Source organism: Streptosporangium sp. NPDC053982, from assembly GCF_055585205.1.
Genome location: NZ_JBVJKQ010000027.1, coordinates 1 through 21,116 on the forward strand (window position 1 = coordinate 1; position 21,116 = coordinate 21,116).

The following is a 21,116-nucleotide window of genomic DNA, read 5'->3' on the forward strand; positions in this document are numbered from 1 at the left end:
GTTGTGCCTTTATTCTTTCAGACCGGCTTTTTCGTGTCAAACCGCTCTTTCGGAGCGATTTGCTTTGATCCAACCGTCCCGAAGGGAATTCGGGCCGCCTCTTTCGGAGGCAACCCCTTAAACTTACCAGCCTCTGAGTGGCTCTGCGAACCGATCTCCGCGGCGGTGCGTTTCAAGGGGATATCGGGGAACACGGAACAAGCCACGTCGAAGTCACCGGAGTGATTGGAGTGGTTTGCCGGCCCCTGCCGACCACGAAAGATTAGCAGCCCTCGCGGACCGCTTGAGCCGTAATCGCAGAACCTCTCCCCGCCCCTCCCCGACCCGATCCGTCCCATCGCGACCCGCCCCTCCCCGACCCGATCCGTCCCGCCGCGACCAGCCTCCCCGCGACCCGAGCCACCGCGACCCTGCCCAGGTCGACCCGACCCGCCCCGGCCCCCGGGAGAGGTCCGGCGGGAAACATAGACTCGGCGGGGTGAGCAGTCAGATGCCGCCCAAGGCGAAGAAGGTTCCCAGCGAGCGCGTGCACCACGGAGACACCGTGGTCGACGAGTACGCGTGGCTGACGGTCAAGGACGATCCCGACACCATCGCTTACCTCGAAGCGGAGAACGCCTACACGGAGCAGGCGACCGCTCATCTCAAGCCCCTGCAGGAGACGATCTTCCAGGAGATCAAGGGCCGGACGCTGGAGACCGACCTCTCGGTCCCCGGCAGGAAGAACGGCTGGTGGTACTACTCCCGGACCGAGGAGGGCAAGCAGTACGGCATCCAGTGCCGTGTGGCGGCCACCGGGGAGACACCGCCCGAGTTGAAGGCCGGCGAGCCGCTCCCCGGCGAGGAGGTCCTCCTCGACGGCAACGAGCTGGCCGGGGACAGCGACTTCTTCGCCGTCGGCACCAGCGCGGTCAGCCCCGACGGCACCATGCTGGCCTACGCGGTGAACTTCACCGGCGACGAGCGCTTCACCCTGAGGGTGAAGAACCTCGTCACCGGCGAGATCCTCCCCGACGAGATCCCCGGCATCTTCTACGGCGGCGCCTGGTCGGCGGACGGCACCGCCTTCTTCTACACGACGGTGGACGAGAGCTGGCGGCCGTACCGGGTCCACAGGCACACGATCGGCACCTCGGCCGAGGACGACGTGCTGGTCCACGAGGAGACCGACGAGCGGTTCTGGCTGGGCATCGGCCTCAGCCGCAGCGAGCGCTACCTGATGCTGGCGGCCGAAAGCAAGATCACCAGCGAGGTCAGGATCCTGGAGGCGGACGACCCCACCGGCGAGTTCCGCGTCGTGCGGCCCCGCGAGACGGGCGTCGAGTACGGCGTCGAGCACGCCGGCGACCGCTTCCTGGTCCTGCACAACCGGAACGCGGAGAACTTCGAGCTGGCCACCGCGCCGCTCGACGATCCCGCCGCCTGGACCCCGCTGATCGAGCACCGGACCGACACCCGGCTGCTGAACGTCGACGCGTTCCAGAGCCACTCCGTCGTTCACTTCCGCCGGGACGGCCTCACCGGCATCCGCGTCCTCCCCGGGGACGGCGAGCCGTACGAAATCTCCTTCCCCGAGCCGATCTACGAGGTCGGACCCGCGGGCAACCCGGAGTTCGTCACCGAGCGGCTGCGCCTCGGCTACACCAGCATGGTCACCCCGGCGTCGGTCTACGACTACGACCTGCGGACGCGCGAGCTGATCCTGCTGAAGCGCAAGCCGGTGCTCGGCGGTTACGACCCGGACGACTACGAGCAGTTCCGCGAGTGGGCGACGGCCTCCGACGGCACCCGCGTCCCCATCTCGATCGTGGTCAGGAAGGGCACCGAGCGGCCCGCGCCCACCCTCCTGTACGGCTACGGCAGCTACGAGGTGTCGATCGACCCGTCGTTCTCCATCCCCAGGCTCAGCCTGCTCGACCGGGGCTTCGCCTTCGCCATCGCGCACATCCGGGGCGGCGGCGAGATGGGCCGCCGCTGGTACGAGGACGGCAAGTTCCAGCAGAAGAAGAACACCTTCACCGACTTCGTCGCCGCCGCCGAGCATCTGAAGGCCGAGGGGTGGTCGAGTTCGATCGTCGCCCGCGGCGGTTCGGCCGGGGGGCTGCTGATGGGGGCCGTGGCCAACCTCTCGCCGGAGAGCTTCGCCGGCGTCGTCGCCCAGGTGCCGTTCGTGGACGCGCTCAACACGATCCTCGACCCGTCCCTGCCACTGACGGTGATCGAGTGGGACGAGTGGGGCGATCCGCTGCACGACGCCGGCGTGTACGAGTACATGAAGTCGTACACGCCCTACGAGAACGTGGACGACCGGGTCTACCCGCCGATCTTCGCGATCACCAGTCTCAACGACACCCGGGTCTTCTACCACGAGCCCGCCAAGTGGGTCGCGAAGCTCCGCGACATCGCGCGGGGCGGGCCGTTCCTGCTCAAGACGGAGATGGGCGCCGGCCACGGCGGGCGCAGCGGCAGGTACGACGCCTGGCGCGAGGAGGCCCTCGTCCTCTCCTGGATCCTCGACACAGCCAAGGTGACCAAGTGACATACATCGCGGCGGATGACCGCTACGACGGGCGGCAGCCGTACAACAGGGTCGGCAGGAGCGGGCTGAGGCTGCCCGCCGTCTCGCTGGGGCTCTGGCACAACTTCGGCGACGACAAGCCCTTCGAGACCCAGCGGGCCATCCTGCGCCGGGCGTTCGACCTGGGGGTGACCCACTTCGACCTGGCCAACAACTACGGCCCGCCGTACGGCTCGGCGGAGACCAACTTCGGCCGGCACATGCGGGACGACTTCGCTCCGTACCGCGACGAGCTGGTCATCTCGACGAAGGCCGGGTACGACATGTGGCCCGGCCCCTACGGCGAGTGGGGATCGCGCAAGTACCTGCTCTCCAGCCTGGACCAGTCGCTGAAGCGGATGGGGCTGGACTACGTCGACATCTTCTACAGCCACCGGTTCGACCCGGACACTCCGCTGGAGGAGACGATGGGCGCGCTGGACCACGCGGTCCGGTCGGGCCGGGCGCTGTACGCGGGCATCTCCTCCTACTCTCCGGAGCACACCGCCGAGGCGGCGCGGATCATGCGGGAGATGGGCACGCCGCTGCTCATCCACCAGCCGTCCTACTCGATGCTCAACCGGTGGATCGAGGGCGGCCTGCTCGACACCCTGGAGCAGGAGGGCATGGGCTGCATCGCGTTCTCGCCGCTGGCCCAGGGCATGCTGACCAGCCGCTATCTCGACGGGATCCCCGAGGGGTCGCGGGCCTCGCTGGGGAGGTTCCTCACCCCCGAGATGCTGACCGAGGAGACGATGCGGCACGTCCGCCGGCTCAACGAGATCGCGGAGGGGCGGGGCCAGACGCTCGCCCAGATGGCGCTCTCCTGGGCGCTGCGCGACAGCCGCGTGACGTCCGTGCTGATCGGCGCGAGCAGCGTCCGGCAGCTCGAGGACAGCCTCGGTGCGGTGCGGAACCTGTCGTTCACCGACGACGAGCTCGCGGCCGTCGACAAGGACGCGGTCGAGGCGGGCATCAACATCTGGGCCCGGTCGAGCGAGTCCTGACGGTGACGACGCGGACGGGCGTCTCCCGGCGGGGCCCGTCCCGGGGACCCGGGGCCTGACCGGTCCCGGGTCCCCGGGCGGGATCCGCCGGAGCCGTCCGGGAGAAACGGGACCGGCGGAGCCGCCCGGGAGACGCTCATCCGCGCCCGCCCTGCATCCGCCGGACGACGGGCGGGAGCGTCCTACAGCGCCTCGTGCCGCTGGAGGTAGGCGAACGAGGCCCACCCCGGCAGGACCGGCAGCCAGAAGGTGAACAGCCGGAACAGCAGTACGGCCGACGTGGCGACCTCCTTGGGCAGGCCGGCGAGGGTCAGGCCGGCCGCGAGGGAGACCTCGACGGCGCCGAGGCCGCCGGGGGTGGGGGCGGCGGAGCCGATGGCGTTGCCCGCGAGGAAGACGATCGCCACGGCGGTGAAGTCGAGGGAGCCGCCGAACGCCCGGATGGAGGCGTCGAGGCAGGTCACGAAGAAGATGGTCAGCAGGAGCGTGCCGGCGAAGCCCTCGAGGAGCTTGCTGGGCGTCTGCAGGACGTCGAGCAGGCGTGGGACGACGCCCGAGAACAGGCTGCGGACCCGGGTGGTGACCAGCCGGCGCACCCGCGGGACTCCCAGCGCGATCAGCGCCGCCCCGGCGACGGCCAGCAGCGCGAACACCAGGGTCCGCGAGGGCGTGAACGACTCGGCGGTCCGGGAGCCGGTGACGTAGGCGAACAGCAGCAGCAGGCCGACGTGGAAGGCCAGGCCGATGACCTGGGAGGCGCCTACGCTGGCCACCGCCTGCCCCGGGGGGATGCCGCGTTTCTGCAGGTAGCGGGTGTTGATGGCGACGCCGCTGACGGCGGCGGGCGCGACGAGCTTGACGAAGGACCCGGCGAACTGGACGAGCACCGTACGGCCCAGCGGCAGCTTCTCCGGCACGAAGCCCTTGAGCATCAGGGCGGCGGCGACGTAGCTCAGCATCGCGGCGGCGAGGGCGACGACGGTCCAGCCCCACTTGGCGGAACTGAGGACGTTCAGGTTGATCTGGCTGAGCGAGCCGACCAGGAAGTACGCGGCGACGGTGCTGGCGATGATCGTGACGAGGGTCCGCGGGCGGAAGCGCTCCAGGCGGACCTCCTCGCCCTCCACCTTGGGGGCGAGCTCGACGATCCGCTCCCGGATGGCCGGCAGCAGTCCCTTGTTCCGGTTGAGCGCCGCCCGGGTCTCGCGGGTGAGCGCGATGGGCTGCAACAGCGGCAGCGCGCCGGCCAGCACGCCGGGCCCGGCGACGGTGGCGGCGGCGTCGACCGCGCGCTCGGCGCCGACGCGCAGGCTGAGGTAGGTCAGGAGCTGGGCGACGTCGAGGCGGAGCAGCAGGTCACCGGCGGCGATCTCCCCGCTGCGGGCGTCCATGAGGATGACGCGGCCGTCGTCGTCGACGTGGATGCTGTCGCCGGTCAGCCTCCGGTGGGCGAGCCGCTGGACCTGCAGGAGCAGGACCTGCTCCCAGACCTGGGCGAGCAGGTTGTCGTCGATCTCCTCGTCGGGGATGTCGTCGAGGGGGCGGGTGGGGACGTGCTCGTAGGCGAGCAGCGCCGCTTCGGTGCCGATCTCGCTGGTGCCGACGAGCCGGGGCGTGCTGGCCCCGGCGGCCTGGGCGGCGTACGCCATCAGGGCCTCGCGCTCCAGTTCGGCGCGGAGCGAGCGGATGGCGCGGCGGCGGGTCTCGCTGTTGAGCCTGATCCGCCGCCAGAGCCGGTAGAGCAGCCCGGCGACCTGGCGGTCACGGTCGAGGACGGTGACGTCGAGGCGGGTGCCGTCCTTGAGGTCGACGGCGTAGCGTCTGCTGCTCTGGTGGTCGTCGTCCATCCGCCGGGCCTTGACGGGCTGGAAGCCCAGCTTGCGGAGTGTGGCGACGATCGCGCCGCCCGGCGGGCGGGTGTTGGGGCTGCCCAGGCCGTACAGGGTGGCGTAGCCGACGGCCAGGCCGACCAGGATGGACACGGCGACGCCGAGGAGGGTGGCGGCGCTGCCGGCGAAGAGGGCGATGGTGTTGAGCGTGACCGCGCTCCACAGGGCCGCGCGCCAGGTGGGGCGGCGGGAGATGCGCACCGCGGTGACGTAGGCGATGACCGAGGTGACCAGCGTGTTGAGCGGCTCGACGTCGCCGCGTCCGCTGGTGAACAGGAACCGCAGCTCGGCGGAGCCGAACTTGATGATCCACTCGCCGAGGGCGAAGGAGAGGATCATGCCGGCGATGGCCGCGAAGACGCCTTCGGCGATCCGCAGGCCGTCGCGGTGGAGCACCCGCTCGATCGCGTACGCGCCGGGGACGCCGAGCATGGCGGCCCCGCTCAGCACGCCCACCACGCCGCCGAGGAGGAACGGCAGGTGGTTGGTGCTGTCGGCCACGTCGCCCTCGAGGCCGTTGAGCGTCTTCTGCGCCACGAGCGCGAGGAGGACCACGGCCGCCAGCACGACGACCGTGGCGAGGAAGCGCAGCAGGTCGGAGGGGCGCCGGATGCGCTGCGGGAGCAGCGGCTCGTCGACGAGCACGACGGGATCGCCGTTCGCCGGGGGGCTCTCACCGTCGGCGGACGGCACTTCTCCGTGCTCTCTGATTTCGGTCACCACTCGCGATTCTGCACGTTCTCCATTGCTGCTGCGTCATCGATCTTCATTACGGATACGTCACCGATCTTCCTTTCGCGTCGGTGACCGGAGTCGTGAACACCGTGCCGGACGGGCTTCCGGCCGTCCTGCGGGTGGCCTCCATTCTGCTGCGTGGAACCGGAAAAGAAGTCCCGCCCCCGGTCACGGGGCTTCGGGCGGCGGGCGGCGGGTGGCCGGCGGGGTCAGCGGGACCAGCGGGATCAGCGGGATCAGCAGGACCAGTGGGATCACGGCGGGCGGGCCCCGCCCTCGGTGCCCCGCGCGCCTACGCCACCGGGGGCGGCCGGTCAAGTAGGGATGGGGAACGCCCCGAACGCTGATTCGACTCCGCTCGATAACGAATGTCGGAGCGGTCTTTAAAGATCAAGATTGTCCGGGTTACGTTCTGTCCCATCGCGATCACGGGGGATTTTCGGCACCACCGTTGTTCTCAAAGGAGTCCGCATGCGCGTACGCGCGTCGAGGGGTCTGGTAGCCGCGGTCACCACCGCGGCCCTGGCCCTGCCCGTCGTCTCCGCCGTCCCGGCGAGCGCCGATCCGAACCCGGAAGGGCTCAGCCGTTCGGTCAAGGTCCCGTCCGTCAAGCAGCATCTGGTGAAGTTCCAGCAGATCGCCGACGCCAACGGCCGCACCCGGGCGTCGGGCACCCCCGGTCACGAGGCGTCGGTGTCCTATGTCGCCGGCAAGCTGCGTGCCGCCGGGTACGACGTGACCCTCCAGGAGTTCGAGTTCCCGTTCTTCCGCGAGCTCACCCCGTCCGTCCTGGACCGGGTCTCCCCCGCGGCGAAGAACTACGCGCGCGGCACCGACTTCAGGGTCATGACCTACTCCGGCTCGGGAAGCGTCACGGCCGCGGTGCAGGGCGTGGACCTGGTGCTGCCGCCGAGCCCGGCTCCCAACGGCTCGTCCTCGGGCTGTGAGGCGAGCGACTTCGCGGGCTTCACCCCGGGCAACATCGCCCTGATGCAGCGCGGCACCTGCAACTTCCAGGTCAAGGCCGAGAACGCCCAGGCGGCCGGGGCCGCCGGAGTGATCATCTTCAACGAGGGGCAGCCGGGCGAAGGCCCCAACGACCGCACGACCCTGCTGAACGGCACCCTCAACGAGCCCACCACGCACATCCCCGTCGTCGGCACCACCTTCGCGGTCGGCAACGAGCTGGCCGCGACCGGGACGACGGTGCGGCTCGCGGTGAGCGCCGAGAGCGACCTGCACCGCAAGACCCGCAACGTCATCGCCGAGAGCCGCAAGGGCGACCCGGGCAAGGTCGTCATGCTGGGCGCCCACCTCGACAGCGTCCCCGAGGGGCCGGGCATCAACGACAACGGCTCGGGCAGCGCGGCCATCCTGGAGACCGCGCTGCGGGCGGGTCACCTGCCCACCCGCAACCGGCTCCGCTTCGCCTTCTGGGGCGCCGAGGAGCTCGGCCTGCTCGGCTCCGAGCACTACGTGGACAGCCTCTCCGCGGCCGAGAAGGCCCGGATCAAGCTGTACCTGAACTTCGACATGATCGCCTCGCCGAACTACACGCTGGGGATCTACGACGGCGACGACTCCGACAAGACGGGCGCCCCGGCGGGCCCGGCGGGGTCGGGCGAGATCGAGAAGCTCTTCGAGACGTACTACAGGGCGATCGGCCAGCCGTACGTCGGCACCGACTTCACCGGCCGGTCCGACTACGGGCCCTTCATCGCGGTGGGCATCCCGTCCGGCGGCCTGTTCACCGGCGCGGAGGGCGTGAAGAGCCCTGAGGAGGCGGCCAAGTTCGGCGGTGAGGCCGGGGTCGCCTACGACAAGTGCTACCACCAGGCGTGCGACACCATCGCCAACGTCAACGACAAGGCGCTGGCGATCAACACCGGCGCGGTGGCGACGGCGGCGTTCGTCTACGCCTACAGCCGTGACCTGCCCGGCGGCGGCACGCCCGGCGCCACGCAGGCGGGCACCGGGGGCGGCGGCCTCGGAGCCGACCACGACCACGGCGGCGTCTCGCAGTGACCCACGGGGGGTACGGCCGCGCCGGCCGTACCCCCCTTCGGCGCCCGCGGCTAAAGTCGAAGCCATGCCGCTGGGTGAAATAGGTGAATCAGGCGAACTGCGCGTTCTGGGGGCCTGTCCGCTGGACTGCCCCGACACGTGCTCGTGGGTCGTGACGGTGCGGGACGGTGAGGCCGTCGGGCTGCGGGGCAACCCCGACCAGCCCTACACCCGGGGCGCGCTCTGCGTGAAGGTCAACCGCTACCTGGAGCAGGTGAAGTCGCCCGAGCGCCTTCTTTATCCGCTGCGCCGCACCGGCCCCAAGGGGTCGGGCGAGTTCGAGCGGATCACCTGGGACGAGGCCCTGGAGGAGATCTCCGTACGGCTGCGCGGGATCGTCGACGAGCACGGCGGTGAGGCGATCTGGCCGTACCAGGGCACCGGGACGCTCGGCTACGTCCAGGGCGTCGAGGGTGAGGCCGGGCGCCGGTTCTGGAACGTGCTGGGCGCCTCCCGGCACGTCGCGAACATCTGCTCGGCCGCCGGAAACGCCGGCCTGACCGAGATCAACGGCACGCCCGGCGGGATGGACCCCGAGACCTTCGCGCTGTCGAAGCTGATCCTGCTGTGGGGCACCAACACGCTGACCAGCGGCCACCACCTGTGGAAGTTCATCCAGGACGCCCGCGCGGACGGGGCGCACGTCGTCGCGATCGACCCGATCCGCACCCGTACGGCCGACCAGGCAGACGAGTACCTGCCGATCCGGCCCGGCACCGACGCGGCGCTGGCGCTGGGGCTGCTGAACGTGGTCCTCTCCGAGGGCGCGGAGGACCGCGACTACCTCGACCGGCACACCGAGGGCTGGGAGGGCTTCCGGGAGGAGATCCTCCGCCACCCGCCGGAGACGGTCGCGGAGATCACCGGGCTGCCCGAGGCGGACATCCGCGCCCTGGGGCTGCGGCTGGCGCACACCCGGCCCACCGGCATCCGGGCCACGATGGGCATCCAGCGGCACGCCGGCGGCGGCGCCGCGCTGCGCACGATCGCCGCCATCCCGGCGGTGACCGGCGACTGGCGTCGTCCCGGCGGCGGAGTCGCCTACTCCACCAGCGGATACGTCCACCTGAACATCGACACCCGCGACGACCTGCTCGCCCGGCCGGTGCGGCGGCGGACGATGACCCGGCTGGCCGACGAGCTGGACGAGTCGGTGAAGTGCCTGTGGGTGTACGGCGCCAACCCGATGGCCTCCACCTCCGACCAGAACCGCATCCGCGAGCGGCTGCTGCGCGAGGACCTGTTCACGGTCGTGATGGAGCACTTCCCCACCGACACCGTCGACTACGCCGACATCGTGCTGCCCGCGACCATGCAGATCGAGCACACCGACCTGCACGCCGGCTACGGGCACATGTACCTGATGTGGAACGAGCCCGCGGTCCCGCCGCCCGGCGAGTGCCTGTCGACCATGGAGACGTTCCGGCGGCTGGCCCGGCACATGGGGCTGACCGAGCCGTCGCTGTACGACTCCGACCTGGAGCTGGCCGAGCAGCTCCTGTCCTCCGGCCATCCGTCGCTGGCCGGGATCACGGTGGACCGGCTGCGCAAGGAGGGGTGGGTCCGGCTGAACGTGCCGCAGCCGTTCACGCCGTTCGCCGACGGCTTCCCCACCCCCTCGGGGAGGCTCCGGTTCGGCTCCGGACCCGCCTACGTCCCCCCTCGCACGGCCTCGGCCGACGGCGGGCCGTACCCGCTGACGCTGGTCACCCCGGCCGCGCACATGTTCCTGAACAGCACCTTCGGCAACAACCCCGAGCTGCTGCGGCGCTCCCGGGGCCCGCGGGTCCTGGTCAACCCGGCCGACGCCGGGCCCCGGGGGCTCGCCGACGGCCAGCGGGCCCGGGTGTTCAACGACGTCGGCGGGTTCGAGGCCGTGGTGGAGATCAGCGACCGGGTACGGCCCGGCGTGGTGGCCTCCACCAAAGGCCACTGGCGCAAGCTGAGCGCCGGTGGCTCGACGGTGAACGCCGCGGTGGAGGCGCGCGACGCCGACCTGGGCCGTGGCGCCGTCTACCACGACAACCTGGTCGAGATCAGCGCGAGTGCTTCGTGACGAACGCCGTGATCGCCTGGAGCGCCTTGTCGCCCTGCGCGGCGGTGAACAGGGCGCTGGCGTGCTCCCGGCCGTTCAGCACGAGGAGCTGGCGGTCGGCCGACTTCTTCGCCTCCTCGTAGACGGCCTGTACCTGGTCGAGCGGGGCGGTCGAGTCCTCGTCGGCGGTGACCTGGAGGAAGGGCGCCTTGAGGGCGGTGACGTCCTCGGGCAGGGTGGTGCCGCCGGAGACGCTGATGACCCCGGCCACCGGGAACTTCAGCATCCCGGCCGCGAGCACGGACTGCCGCCCGCCCATGGAGCCGCCGACCAGGAACACCTTCTCGACGCCCGCGTCGTGCAGCCGCCGGGCCATCTCCACGGTGTCCTTCTCGGGGTTCACCACGTCGTTGCGGTCGAACAGCAGGACGCGGCGGCCCTCGGCGACCAGCCGCTCGGCCAGCGGCAGCCAGTCGCACACGGTGCCGCGGCGCTCGTAGGAGACGACCGCGCCGACCTTCCCCTTGCCCATGATCACACCCTTGGTGACGGTGCCGTCGCGGGTGTACTTGAAGATCTTGCCCATGTCCGCGGTGACGCAGCCGGCGATGTTCTCCCCGGTGGGGCTGGGCTGCGGGCTCGGCAGGCCGGCCGGGGTGGGGCTCGCGGTGCTCCCCGTGGGGCTCGCGGCCGCGTCACCGGTGGCGCTCGCGGCGGCGCTCGCGGTGCCGGCCGGGGTCGCCACCGGGTCTCCGGTGTTCCCGCCGCAGGCCGTCAGCAGCATGGCCAGGGCTCCCAGCCCCAACACGTGTCGTCTCATATCGCCCATCCCGTCGGCTCGTGTGTAGCGGTGGGGACGAGGATAACGATCAGCCCAGGGTGAGCTTGTATCCCTCATGGGAGGCGACGAAGCCGAGCGAGTCGTAGAACCGGTGGGCGTCCTTGCGGGCCTTGTCGGTGGTGAGCTGGACCAGCGCGCAGCCGCGGGCGCGGCCCCGCTCGACGGCCCACTCCATCATCCGGCGGCCCAGTCCCCGGCCGCGCAGCGGGGCGGCGACGCGGACCGCCTCGATCTGCAGCCGCAGGGCGCCGCGCCGGGAGATGCCGGGGATGTAGGTCAGCTGCATCGTGCCCACCACCTCGCCGTCCAGTTCGGCGACGACGAGCTCGTTGCCGGGATCGGCCTCGATGGCGTCGAAGGCGGCGCGGTGCTCGTCGCCGAGCTCACCGGTACGGGCGGCCGCGATGGCGTCGTCGGCGATCAGGGTCACGATGGCCGGCAGGTCGCCGGGGCGGGCGAGGCGGAGTTCCACGGGCATGACGGCCAACCTACCGGGGCGGGGTACGGCGGGGCCGCAGGGGGCGTGGGCGCGGGGCCGCAGGACGCGGGAGTGCGGAGCCGCAGCGTGCGGAGGCGCGGAATCGCAGGATGAGGGGGGTGCGGAGTCGCAGGGTGCGGGGTCAGGGTCGAAATCAGGGTCTCTCCCCGATGCGGGCAGGGGGCCACGGAAGGCACCCTGAGTGCATGAGCAACGAACTGACTCGACGTGACGAGATCTCACTCGCCGGAGCCGCCCTGCACGGCGCACCCTGGAAGGCCGCCGCGGTGACCGGCGGCACCGTCGCGGCCGTCAACTTCGGCCTCGGCTGGGTGCTGCCGGGATCCGCCGACCTCGCCTGGGCGCTGGTGCTCGGCATCGGCCTGTTCAGCCTGGTCGCGTCGATCGGCGCGGTCTCCAGGCCCGAGAAGGGGGACCGGGTGACCCGGCAGGCCCGCCTCTGGGCCCTGCGCCACCCCTGGCGCTTCTCGCTCTACCCGGCGCTCGGGGCCGCCGCGCTCATGTATCCGGTCCAGCTCGTCGTGGACGGCGAGGGCGTGTTCGGCGCGGCGCTCGACGCGCTCCAGGGCGGCGTCGCGGTGTACCTCATCACCGCGTTCCTGACCCTGTTCTTCCGGGGGCGTGGCCGCGACCAGCGCTCCCTGCCGTACGGCGGCTGAGCGCGGGCGGGGCGTTCAGCCGCCCGTGGACGGCGGCGCGGCCGCCTCCGCCGCCGCCTTCAGGCGTTCCAGGGTCCGCAGCATGTTGGCCCGGTTGTGGGCGGCCCGGTCGCGGACCCCTGAGACGAGCCCGCCCAGCAGCCGCATGACGGGACCGCGGGTGTCCCAGGTGCTCTGCTCCACGTGGCAGCCGGTCTCGGAGGGGGTGATCTCGAAGCGCCAGATCGCCACGTCCAGCAGGCCGCCCGCGCGGACGCCGTAGGCGAAGACCCGGTGGGGATCGGCGACGGTGACCGTGCAGAGCGTGGACCACCGCCGCCGGCCGTTCCTGTTGTGCCCGCGGAACCTCGCGCCGGGTCGCGGCCCGCGGATCGGGCCGACCCACTCGGCGCTCTCGCACTCGACGTTCCAGCCGCTCATGTCCGTGACACCGGTGACGAGCTCGTAGACCGTCTCGGGCGGCGCCGAGACGCTGATGCTCGCGGACGCGCTCGGGGGGCTCATGACCGCAGCATTCCGGAGCGAACATCATTCCGGCAAGACCCCGCCGCCGTGCCGGGACCGGCGCCTCCTCAAGAGCTCCGGCCCCCCACGGGATCGCGACGCCCCCCGGGACCAGCGCGCCTCCCGGGACCGTCACGCCTTCCCGGAACCGTCACGCCTTCCCGGGACCGTCACGCCTTCCCGGGACCAGCGCGCCTTCCCGGACCGTCACGCGCCGCGCGCGGGGACCGGCGCGTCAGGACTTCTCGTACTCGGCGCGGCAGACGCAGAACTCGTTGCCCTCGGGGTCGAGCATGGTCACCCAGCCCCTGCCATCGGCGGCGCGCCGGTCGTCGTGGACCGTGGCGCCGAGTTTCAGCAGGCGCTCCACCTCCTCCTCCCGGGTCGTGCCGCCGGACCCGGTGACGTCCAGGTGGACCCGGTTCTTGACCGTCTTGCCCTCGGGGACCCTGATGAACAGCAGGCCGGGCGTGCCCGGCACGAGGACCTCGTCGTCGGAGGCGTCGTCGTCGGGGTGGATCGGCCGCCCGGTGGCCTGGCTCCAGAAGGTCGCAAGCTCGTACGGCTCGGCGCAGTCGAAGGTCACGTAGGGGATCTCAATCATGCCCGCCACCTAACCGCGACACCACCTAAGCCGTCAAACAGGTTACGCGGTGCGGCTCTCAGGCCGTCTCCCACCACACCGTGAACCACCGATCGCGCGGGAGCGGCCACATCCCCAGGGCGACCGCGGCCTCGGCCACCTCCCCCGCCCGGTTCGGGGCGAGGCAGAGCCGGCGGCAGGCGCTTTCGGCGAGCTCGTCCAGCGACGCGTAGCGGGGCAGCGGAGCCGCGCGGGACTCGTGGCCGACCTCGTGGCCGAGCGCCCCGGCGACGGCCACCAGGTCGTGGACGGTCGGCCGGGCGGGACGGGGAAGGCCGTGGAAGTGCCGCCACAGCGGGGCGAGCCAGCTCATCGGGTGGCGCTCGGTGAGCTCCAGGACGACCCGGCGCCGGGCGTGACGGGTCAGCTCGGACAGGAACGCGGCCAGGTCGGGGACGTTGTAGACGACGTGGGCGGCGATCGCGACGTCGGCCACCGGGGTGCGGTCCGCCACGTCGGGCCAGCGGCCCGGCACCGTGCGGACCGGGACGCCGAGCCGTTCGGCCCGGGGCGTCAGTTCGGCCAGCATCTCCGCGGAGACGTCCACCGCGACCAGCTCCCCCAGGCGGCCGGCCAGCGGCAGCGAGGCCGCCCCGGTGCCGGCGCCCACGTCGAGCACACTCCCCCCGGCGGGCAGGGCCTCGGCGACCCTGTCCAGGGACGGGCCCTCGGGGGCGGCGAGCGCGTGCTCGGTGCGCTGGGCGAACCGCGCCGGGGAGTGCCCCCAGGGACTCCCCGGGGCCCGCCTGAGGATGTGCTCGGGGATGTCCCACCGCGCGAGGTCCGCGCGCCACCCCTCGTCCACCGCCCGCTCGTCGGCCGCCAGGCCGTTGACCGGCCGCCCGTCCACCGGCGCGTCATCCACCGGCCCTCGTCCGCCCGCCCCGCCGTACGACTTCGTCATGTCCCGAGCGTACGGCGGCGCGTCCGCGGCGTCCCGTGACCGCGAGCGGCACGTCCGGGCGTGTCCCGGACCGCGGCTCCGGAGGGCCCGGGACCGGCGTCAGAAAAGCTTGCCGAACTGGTCGATCAGCGTCAGGACGGAGAAGTAGCCGAAGAAGGCGAAGGTCAGCAGCACGATGACCAGCCGGTACCCGCGGATCCTGATGGGCCCGGGGAGCAGTTTGCGGTTCAGCAGGGCCAGCAGCGCCGAGTACAGGAACATCATGATCCCGCCGACGCTGGCCGAGATGACCAGCAGTGTGATCGGCTGGTCGAAGCCGACGGTGAGCATCGCGATGCCGAACAGCACGATGAACCAGACGACGAGGCTGTAGACGCGGCTCTCGGTCCAGCGGGTGCTCTCGGGCAGGTAGACCGTCTTGACCACGTCGGCGACCATCCGGGCGACGTAGTCGCAGATGCCCATGCTGGCCGCGAACAGCGACAGCGCGCCCACCGCCCAGAAGAAGACGCCGAACCACGACAGCCGCTGGCCGAGCACCTCACCCTCGGTCTTGAGGAAGGTGATGTCGTTCGCGGTCTGGGCGCCGAAGACCGTGGAGTAGGCCAGCATCGACATCAGGAAGATCGTGACGATGGTGATGGCCACGAACGAGACGAGCTGCTCGGTGTTGGCCACCCGCCACCACGCGCGCCAGCGGCCGAGGTTGCCCTCGTCCGGCTCGAAGGTGTAGCCGGTGGCGGGGGCGGCCTGGTCCTCACCGGTCACCGGGGAGACCAGGCGCGGGATGCGCTCGCCCATCCCCATGTTCTTGTCCCTGATCCAGTTGCTCTGCACCAGGTTCTGCCCGCCTCCGGCGCCGGCGAAGGCCATCGCGCCGAGCACGAGGGCCGCGCCGAGCTGGCCCGGGACCTGGCCGACGTGGGTGACCGCCTCGCCCAGCCCGCGGTAGGCGTCGCCGGTGATGGCCAGGAACAGCGCGATGACCAGGAAGAGGAGGACCGCGCCGACCTTGATGAACTGGGTGGCCTCCAGGGTCCGGTAGACGACCGGGGAGAGGGTCAGCGCCGCCGCGATCACCAGCAGCTCCACCACCGCGATGATCGTGACGTCGCCGCGGCCCACGGCGTAGGTGAGGACGGTGGCCGAGCTGGTGGCCCAGCCGGGCCAGATGTTGGCCAGCACCGCCATGAGGGCGAACACCAGGCCCCAGTGGCGGCCGAGCCGGCTGAACCCGGTGAGCGCGGTCTCCCCGGTGGCCAGGGTGTAGCGCTCGATCTCCATGTTGAGGAAGTACTGGGCGACCACGCCCACGACCGCGGCCCACAGGAAGACGAGGCCGACGTTGGCGGAGATGTAGGGCCAGATGACGAACTCCCCCGAGGCCAGGCCCACTCCCGCGGCGATCACCCCCGGCCCGAGCACTTTGCGCAGCGGTTGCGCGTCCGGCAGGTCGGCATGGCGGAACCCAGGAAGCCCCATGGGAGAAGGCTTCCCCGAGGAGGTGTGACAAACGTCCCATCGTTGCCGTTTTTTAGGGGTTACTCGCGGGTAGCATTGTCGGTAAGGTTACTGGCGAGTATGCAAGCGTCCCGGTTCACCCGTGTGAAGGAGCCGACCCCATGGGCCACTACAAGAGCAACATCCGTGACCTGGAGTTCAATCTCTTCGAGGTGTTCGGGCGCCGGGACATCCTGGGCGGCGGCCTGTTCGCCGACATCGACGAGGACGTCGTGCGCAGCGTCCTGGACGAGGTGAACCGCCTCGCCACCGGTGTGCTGGCCGACTCCTTCGAGGAGGGCGACCGCCGGCCGCCGGTGTTCGACCCGGCCTCCGGCACCGTCACCATGCCGGAGGGTTTCAAGAGGTCCTTCGCCGCCTACCGTGACGCCGGGTGGACCAACCTCGGCCTGCCCGCCGAGCTGAACGGCCCCGGCCTGCCCAGCAGCGTCAACTGGGCGATCGCCGAGCTGGTGCTCGGCGCCAACCCGGCAATCTGGATGTACTCCAGCGGCCCCGCCTTCGCCCACGTGCTGCACACGATCGGCACCGAGGACCAGAAGCGCTTCGCCGAGCTGGCCATCGAGCACCAGTGGGGCGCCACGATGGTCCTCACCGAGCCCGACGCCGGCTCCGACGTGGGCGCCGGCCGCGCCAAGGCCGTTCAGCAGCCCGACGGCACCTGGCACATCGAGGGTGTCAAGCGCTTCATCACCAGCGCCGAGCACGACATGGCCGACAACATCTTCCACCTCGTGCTGGCCCGTCCCGAGGGGCACGGCGTCGGCACCAAGGGCCTGTCGATGTTCCTGGTCCCGAAGTACCACGTGGACCTCGCGACCGGGGAGCCGGGCGAGCGCAACGGCGTCTACGTCACCAACGTCGAGAAGAAGATGGGCCTGAAGGTCTCCACGACCTGCGAGCTCACCTTCGGCGAGAAGCACCCGGCCATCGGCACGCTGGTCGGCGACGTGCACGAGGGCATCAAGCAGATGTTCATGATCATCGAGCACGCCCGCATGATGGTCGGCACCAAGGCGATCGCCACTCTCTCCACCGGCTACCTGAACGCCCTGGAGTACGCCAGGCAGCGGGTGCAGGGTGCCGACCTCACCCAGATGGCCGACAAGACCGCTCCGCGCGTCACCATCGCCCACCACCCGGACGTCCGCCGCGAGCTCATGCTCCAGAAGTCGTACGCCGAGGGCATGCGCGCACTGGTCCTGCTGACCGCGACCTACCAGGACGACGTGCAGATCGCCGCGTTCGAGGGCCGTCGCGACGAGCACGCCGAGGCCATGAACGACCTGCTGCTCCCGCTGGTCAAGGGCGTCGGCTCCGAGCGCTCCTACGAGCTGCTCGCCCGCTCGCTGCAGACCCTGGGCGGCTCCGGCTACCTCCAGGACTACCCGATCGAGCAGTACATCCGGGACGCCAAGATCGACTCCCTCTACGAGGGCACCACCGCGATCCAGGGCATGGACCTGTTCTTCCGCAAGGTCATGCGCAACCAGGGCGTCGCCCTCGGCACGCTGTACGGCGACATCAAGGCGTTCGCCGCCTCCGACGCCGGCAACGGCCGCCTCAAGGAGGGGCGCAAGCTCCTCGGCGAGGCCGCGGACGAGGTCAAGGCCATGGCCGACATGATGGCCGGCTGGACCATCGCCTCGCTGGAGACGCCGCAGGAGGTCTACAAGGTCGGCCTCAACACCACCCGGTTCCTGCTCGCCCTGGGCGACGTGGTGATCGGCTGGCTGCTGCTGCGCCAGGCCGAGGTGGCCCTCTCCGCGCTCGGCGAGTCCGACCGGGACAAGGCGTTCTACGCCGGGAAGGTCGCGGCGGCCTCGTTCTTCGCCCAGACCGTCCTGCCCCGCCTCGCCGCCGAGCGCCGGGTGCTCGCCGCGACGAACCAGGACCTGATGGAGCTGCCCGAAGAGGCCTTCTGATCCGCCGGCCCGGCCTTCCGGCCCGCCGATCCCGGCCCTTCCCGAAGACGCCCCGCTCCCGCGGCAGGCGGTGACGGGGGGCGGTCCCGCCCGCGGGACCGCCCCCCGTCCGCGTTCCCGCCGGTTCCGGGTTCCCGCCGGTTCCGGATTCCCGGCCTACCCGCCGCCTCCCGGCTCCCGGCCTCCCCGCCGCCTCCCGGGTTCCCGGCCTCCCCGCCGTGTCCCGCCCCTCGGCTCACCGCCGCCTCCGGCCACCCGGCGCTTCGCCCCGCCCGCCGCCCCGAGCCCTTTCCGGTCCTCCGCTCCCGGGTCTTCCGGACGGGCCCGTACCGCGCCGGTGGTGGGATCGCGCGGGAAGGGGTATGAGAGATCGCAGACGCTCTCTTTGCCTGCTCACTACGTGTGTCCGGAGGGTCCGATGGGTGTCGGGGTCAGCATCTTCTTCCTCACGATCGGCGCCATCCTCCGGTTCGCCATCGAACCCGACGTCCTCGGCGACAACGTGCACATCGACGTCATCGGGGTCATCTTCATGATCGTCGGCGCCGTCGGAGTGGTGCTGAGCGTGGTGCTGGCGCCCCGGCGCGGGGCGACGTCGGAGGGCCGCCTGATGCACCGGGAGAACCACCCGCCGGAGCTGTGACGGCGGCCTGACGACACGACCGGCTAGACGGCGCTCCCGGGGCCCGCCGTACCTCCGGCCGAGGTCAGCCGACGTACTGCACGGCCGCCCGTGAGGCCAGGATCGGCTTGACGTGCTCGGCGATCACCGCCTGGTGGGCCGGGTGATCGCGGTAGACCAGGTAGTCCTCGGAGCTGTCGAAGTCGGCGACGACCGCGAAATCGTGGTTGCCCGGGTTCACGCCCGCGTCGGCCCCGACGGCGTAGGAGCGGATCTCCGGAATGATCCCCGGGAGCCGGCGCAGCTCGGTCGCGACCGCGGCCTTCTGCTCCTCGGTGGCCGTCTCGGACCAGGTGAACAGCACGACGTGACGGAACATGGGCTTCCCTTCGCTCGGATGCCCCGTCAGCGTACGGCCGGGCCCTCCGCGGCCCTCCGGCACCCCGCCGCAACCGTTCCACCCCGGCGTTCGACCCCGCCGTACTATCTGTCTGAAATGCCTGGATATCTGCTATTTATTTGTTATTTATACACATCTGTGCGCCTTTGCCAACCTATAGGTGATTTGCGGTGACTTGATCGCTCCGCCTCCGGCACGCTGTGAACTGTCCAGCAATCCAGGAGGACGGGTCACGTCTTCTCGTGGAATCGGAGGACCGCATGAAAAGCAGAACGGCCGCCTCGTTCGTCACGGGCCTGATGGGCGCCGGGCTCATCGCGGGAGCCCTCGTCGCCGGGCCGGCGCAGGCGTCGTCCTCGACCACCACCTCGACCCCGGCCGTCCAGGGGGTCACCGCCTCCAACTTCGTCACCGGATGCGGCTGCTGCCGCCGTGGTTGCGGTTGCCGTCGCTGCGGCTGCGGGTGGCGCAGGTGCGGCGGCTGCGGCGGCGGCTGCGGCGGTGGCGGCGGCTGGGGCTGGGACGACTGGTGGTAAAAACCCGCGGCGCCTGACGGGCGCCTGAGAACCGCACGGCCGGAAGGGCGCGCCCGCCTTTCCGGCCCATATGGAAAAACCACCCCAAGAAACAGGCCAAAAGGTTTCGGGACGCTGTTTCACGGGGTGGTATTTCCCAGGATCGGAGCCCCGCCGCGGGCCCGTCCCCTTTTCCCGGGGACGGGCCCGCGTTTCGCGGAAACCGGCCTGTTCAAAGAAACCGGCCGCCTTCTGCTCGTTCTACGGGGTCAGCTCCAGGCGAGCATGCGGAGCGGGTCCTCCAGCATGGCCCCGATGTCGCGCAGGAAGAGCGAGCCGAGCTCACCGTCGATGACCCGGTGGTCGAAGGAGAGCGCGAGCGTGCAGACCCTGCGGGGCACGACCTGCCCGTCCACCACCCAGGGCAGGTCCCTGACCTGGCCGAACGCCAGGATCGCCGACTCGCCCGGGTTGAGGATCGGGGTGCCCGCGTCCACACCGAACACGCCCACGTTCGTGATCGTGATCGTGCCCCCGGACATGTCGGCGGGCTGGGTACGGCCGGCCCTGGCCGTCTCGGCGAGGGAGCCGATGGCCCGGGCGAGGTCCGGCAGCGATAGCTCGTGCGCGTTCTTGACGTTGGGAACGAGCAGGCCGCGCGGGGTGGCCGCGGCGATGCCGAGGTTCACGTAGTGCTTGACCACGATCTCCTGGGCGACCTCGTCCCACGTCGAGTTGATCATCGGGTACCGCCGCGCGGCGACGAGCACCGCCTTGGCCACCAGCAGCAGCGGCGAGACCTTCACCTCGGCGAAGTCGGGCAGCGCCCGCAGCCGGGCCACGGCCTCCATCGTGCCGGTGACGTCCACCTGGAGGAACTCGGTGACGTGCGGCGCGGTGAACGCCGAGGCCGTCATGGCCTGCGCGGTCGCCCGGCGCACCCCCTTGATCGGGATCCGCTCCTCACCGCCGCGCGCGGCCGGGACCGCCCGCTCGGCCGCCTGCGGGGCCGTACGGCCGGCTCCGGACGCCGCGTCGGCCACGGCGTGGACGTCCTCGCGGGTGATCGTGCCGTGCGGACCGGTCGGGGACACGGCCGCCAGGTCGACCCCGAGGTCCCTGGCCAGCTTGCGCACCGGGGGCTTGGCGAGCACGGCGGCCCGCCGCGCCGCCGGGCCCGCGGCCGGCGTCTCCTGGAGGCCGGGCTCCGGCGCCGGCCGTACCGGGGCCGGCCGCACCGGGACGGCGGGAACGGCCGGGGCCGCCGGAACGCCTCCCCACGCCGGCGGGACCGCCTCCGGAGCCGCCGCAGCCGCTTCCGGAGCCGCCGGAGGGGCGGCGGAGGCCCCCGCGGACGAGACCGCCGGAGGGGCCGCCGAGGACTTCCGGGGACGGCGGCGGGCCGCACCGGGCTTGACGCCGTAGCCGACCAGGACGGGCTGGCGCTTCCCCTCGGGCGGCTCGTCCGCCGCGGCGGGCTCGGGCACCATGTCCTCGGCCAGGGCCTCCGCGCGGGCGGCCGTACCGGCGGCCGGGGCCGCGGCGGGGCCGGAGCCGTCGTCCACCGAGATGATCGGCCTGCCGACGTCGACGGTCTCGCCCTCGTCGGCCATCAGGGCGGCCACCACGCCCTCGAACGGGCAGGGCAGCTCGACGACGGCCTTGGCCGTCTCGATCTCCACGATGATCTGGTTGACCTTGACCGGGTCGCCGGGCTTGACGTGCCAGCGGACGATCTCCGCCTCGGTCAGACCCTCGCCCACGTCGGGGAGCTTGAACTCCTTCATCCTCGTCCC

General features: G+C 71.4%; 17 protein-coding genes. 8 read left to right on the forward strand and 9 right to left on the reverse strand.

The window, feature by feature from the left end; genetic code table 11:
* Nucleotides 1-478: 478 nt before the first annotated feature.
* A complete protein-coding gene (locus ACZ6W9_RS35230; protein WP_389970195.1) occupies nt 479-2,539 on the forward strand; it encodes a S9 family peptidase in 2,061 nt (686 codons plus the stop codon).
* Nucleotides 2,536-3,564 (forward strand): L-glyceraldehyde 3-phosphate reductase, encoded by a 1,029-nt coding sequence (gene mgrA / locus ACZ6W9_RS35235; protein ID WP_389970198.1) that lies wholly within the window; start codon nt 2,536-2,538, stop codon nt 3,562-3,564. Before ACZ6W9_RS35230 ends, mgrA begins: the two co-directional genes overlap by 4 nt.
* A gap of 182 nt (nt 3,565-3,746) precedes the next feature.
* On the opposite strand, the gene ACZ6W9_RS35240 is transcribed toward mgrA, so the two are convergent.
* Nucleotides 3,747-6,173: a lysylphosphatidylglycerol synthase transmembrane domain-containing protein gene (locus ACZ6W9_RS35240; RefSeq protein WP_389970201.1), complete on the reverse strand. Its 2,427-nt coding sequence runs from the start codon at nt 6,171-6,173 to the stop codon at nt 3,747-3,749.
* Nucleotides 6,174-6,659: 486 nt separating this feature from the next.
* Here ACZ6W9_RS35240 and ACZ6W9_RS35245 point away from each other — a divergent pair, with 486 nt between their 5' ends.
* Nucleotides 6,660-8,213, forward strand: a complete 1,554-nt coding sequence (locus ACZ6W9_RS35245; RefSeq protein WP_389970203.1) for a M28 family metallopeptidase — start codon at nt 6,660-6,662, stop codon at nt 8,211-8,213.
* A 64-nt stretch (nt 8,214-8,277) separates the two neighbouring features.
* Entirely contained in the window at nt 8,278-10,308 is a 2,031-nt protein-coding gene (locus tag ACZ6W9_RS35250; protein WP_470121647.1) for a molybdopterin-containing oxidoreductase family protein, read from the forward strand.
* Here ACZ6W9_RS35250 and ACZ6W9_RS35255 read toward each other — a convergent pair.
* Together ACZ6W9_RS35255 and ACZ6W9_RS35260 are read right to left on the reverse strand one after the other, a co-directional pair.
* Nucleotides 10,289-11,107: an alpha/beta hydrolase gene (locus ACZ6W9_RS35255; RefSeq protein ID WP_470121649.1), complete on the reverse strand. Its 819-nt coding sequence runs from the start codon at nt 11,105-11,107 to the stop codon at nt 10,289-10,291. The genes ACZ6W9_RS35250 and ACZ6W9_RS35255 overlap by 20 nt on opposite strands.
* A gap of 49 nt (nt 11,108-11,156) precedes the next feature.
* Complete coding sequence (locus tag ACZ6W9_RS35260; protein WP_470121651.1) at nt 11,157-11,606, reverse strand: GNAT family N-acetyltransferase; 450 nt, start codon at nt 11,604-11,606, stop codon at nt 11,157-11,159.
* A gap of 206 nt (nt 11,607-11,812) precedes the next feature.
* Between ACZ6W9_RS35260 and ACZ6W9_RS35265 the strand changes: the two genes are divergently transcribed.
* Nucleotides 11,813-12,286, forward strand: coding sequence for a hypothetical protein (locus ACZ6W9_RS35265; RefSeq protein ID WP_470121653.1), 474 nt, complete (start codon nt 11,813-11,815; stop codon nt 12,284-12,286).
* 15 nt (nt 12,287-12,301) lie between these two features.
* Here the strand turns inward: ACZ6W9_RS35265 and ACZ6W9_RS35270 are convergent, their stop codons facing one another.
* The 4 genes from ACZ6W9_RS35270 to ACZ6W9_RS35285 all read right to left on the reverse strand — a co-directional run bounded on the left by ACZ6W9_RS35270 (nt 12,302) and on the right by ACZ6W9_RS35285 (nt 15,819).
* Complete coding sequence (locus ACZ6W9_RS35270; protein WP_389970218.1) at nt 12,302-12,790, reverse strand: SRPBCC family protein; 489 nt, start codon at nt 12,788-12,790, stop codon at nt 12,302-12,304.
* A gap of 235 nt (nt 12,791-13,025) precedes the next feature.
* Entirely contained in the window at nt 13,026-13,394 is a 369-nt protein-coding gene (locus ACZ6W9_RS35275; RefSeq protein ID WP_389970222.1) for a VOC family protein, read from the reverse strand.
* Between the two features lie 58 nt (nt 13,395-13,452).
* A complete protein-coding gene (locus ACZ6W9_RS35280; protein WP_389970224.1) occupies nt 13,453-14,337 on the reverse strand; it encodes a class I SAM-dependent methyltransferase in 885 nt (294 codons plus the stop codon).
* A gap of 99 nt (nt 14,338-14,436) precedes the next feature.
* Nucleotides 14,437-15,819, reverse strand: a complete 1,383-nt coding sequence (locus ACZ6W9_RS35285; RefSeq protein ID WP_470121656.1) for an Nramp family divalent metal transporter — start codon at nt 15,817-15,819, stop codon at nt 14,437-14,439.
* A gap of 140 nt (nt 15,820-15,959) precedes the next feature.
* Between ACZ6W9_RS35285 and ACZ6W9_RS35290 the strand changes: the two genes are divergently transcribed.
* Together ACZ6W9_RS35290 and ACZ6W9_RS35295 are read left to right on the forward strand one after the other, a co-directional pair.
* Nucleotides 15,960-17,783: an acyl-CoA dehydrogenase gene (locus ACZ6W9_RS35290; protein WP_470121658.1), complete on the forward strand. Its 1,824-nt coding sequence runs from the start codon at nt 15,960-15,962 to the stop codon at nt 17,781-17,783.
* Nucleotides 17,784-18,201: 418 nt separating this feature from the next.
* Complete coding sequence (locus ACZ6W9_RS35295; RefSeq protein ID WP_179822481.1) at nt 18,202-18,426, forward strand: DUF6458 family protein; 225 nt, start codon at nt 18,202-18,204, stop codon at nt 18,424-18,426.
* Nucleotides 18,427-18,490: 64 nt separating this feature from the next.
* Here ACZ6W9_RS35295 and ACZ6W9_RS35300 read toward each other — a convergent pair whose 3' ends face one another.
* Entirely contained in the window at nt 18,491-18,784 is a 294-nt protein-coding gene (locus tag ACZ6W9_RS35300) for a Dabb family protein (protein WP_389970230.1), read from the reverse strand.
* A 281-nt stretch (nt 18,785-19,065) separates the two neighbouring features.
* Between ACZ6W9_RS35300 and ACZ6W9_RS35305 the strand changes: the two genes are divergently transcribed.
* Nucleotides 19,066-19,341, forward strand: coding sequence for a hypothetical protein (locus tag ACZ6W9_RS35305; protein WP_362935966.1), 276 nt, complete (start codon nt 19,066-19,068; stop codon nt 19,339-19,341).
* A 248-nt stretch (nt 19,342-19,589) separates the two neighbouring features.
* Here the strand turns inward: ACZ6W9_RS35305 and ACZ6W9_RS35310 are convergent, their stop codons facing one another.
* On the reverse strand, nt 19,590-21,107 hold the full coding sequence (locus ACZ6W9_RS35310; RefSeq protein ID WP_470121661.1) for a dihydrolipoamide acetyltransferase family protein: 1,518 nt from the start codon (nt 21,105-21,107) through the stop codon (nt 19,590-19,592).
* Nucleotides 21,108-21,116: the final 9 nt, after the last annotated feature.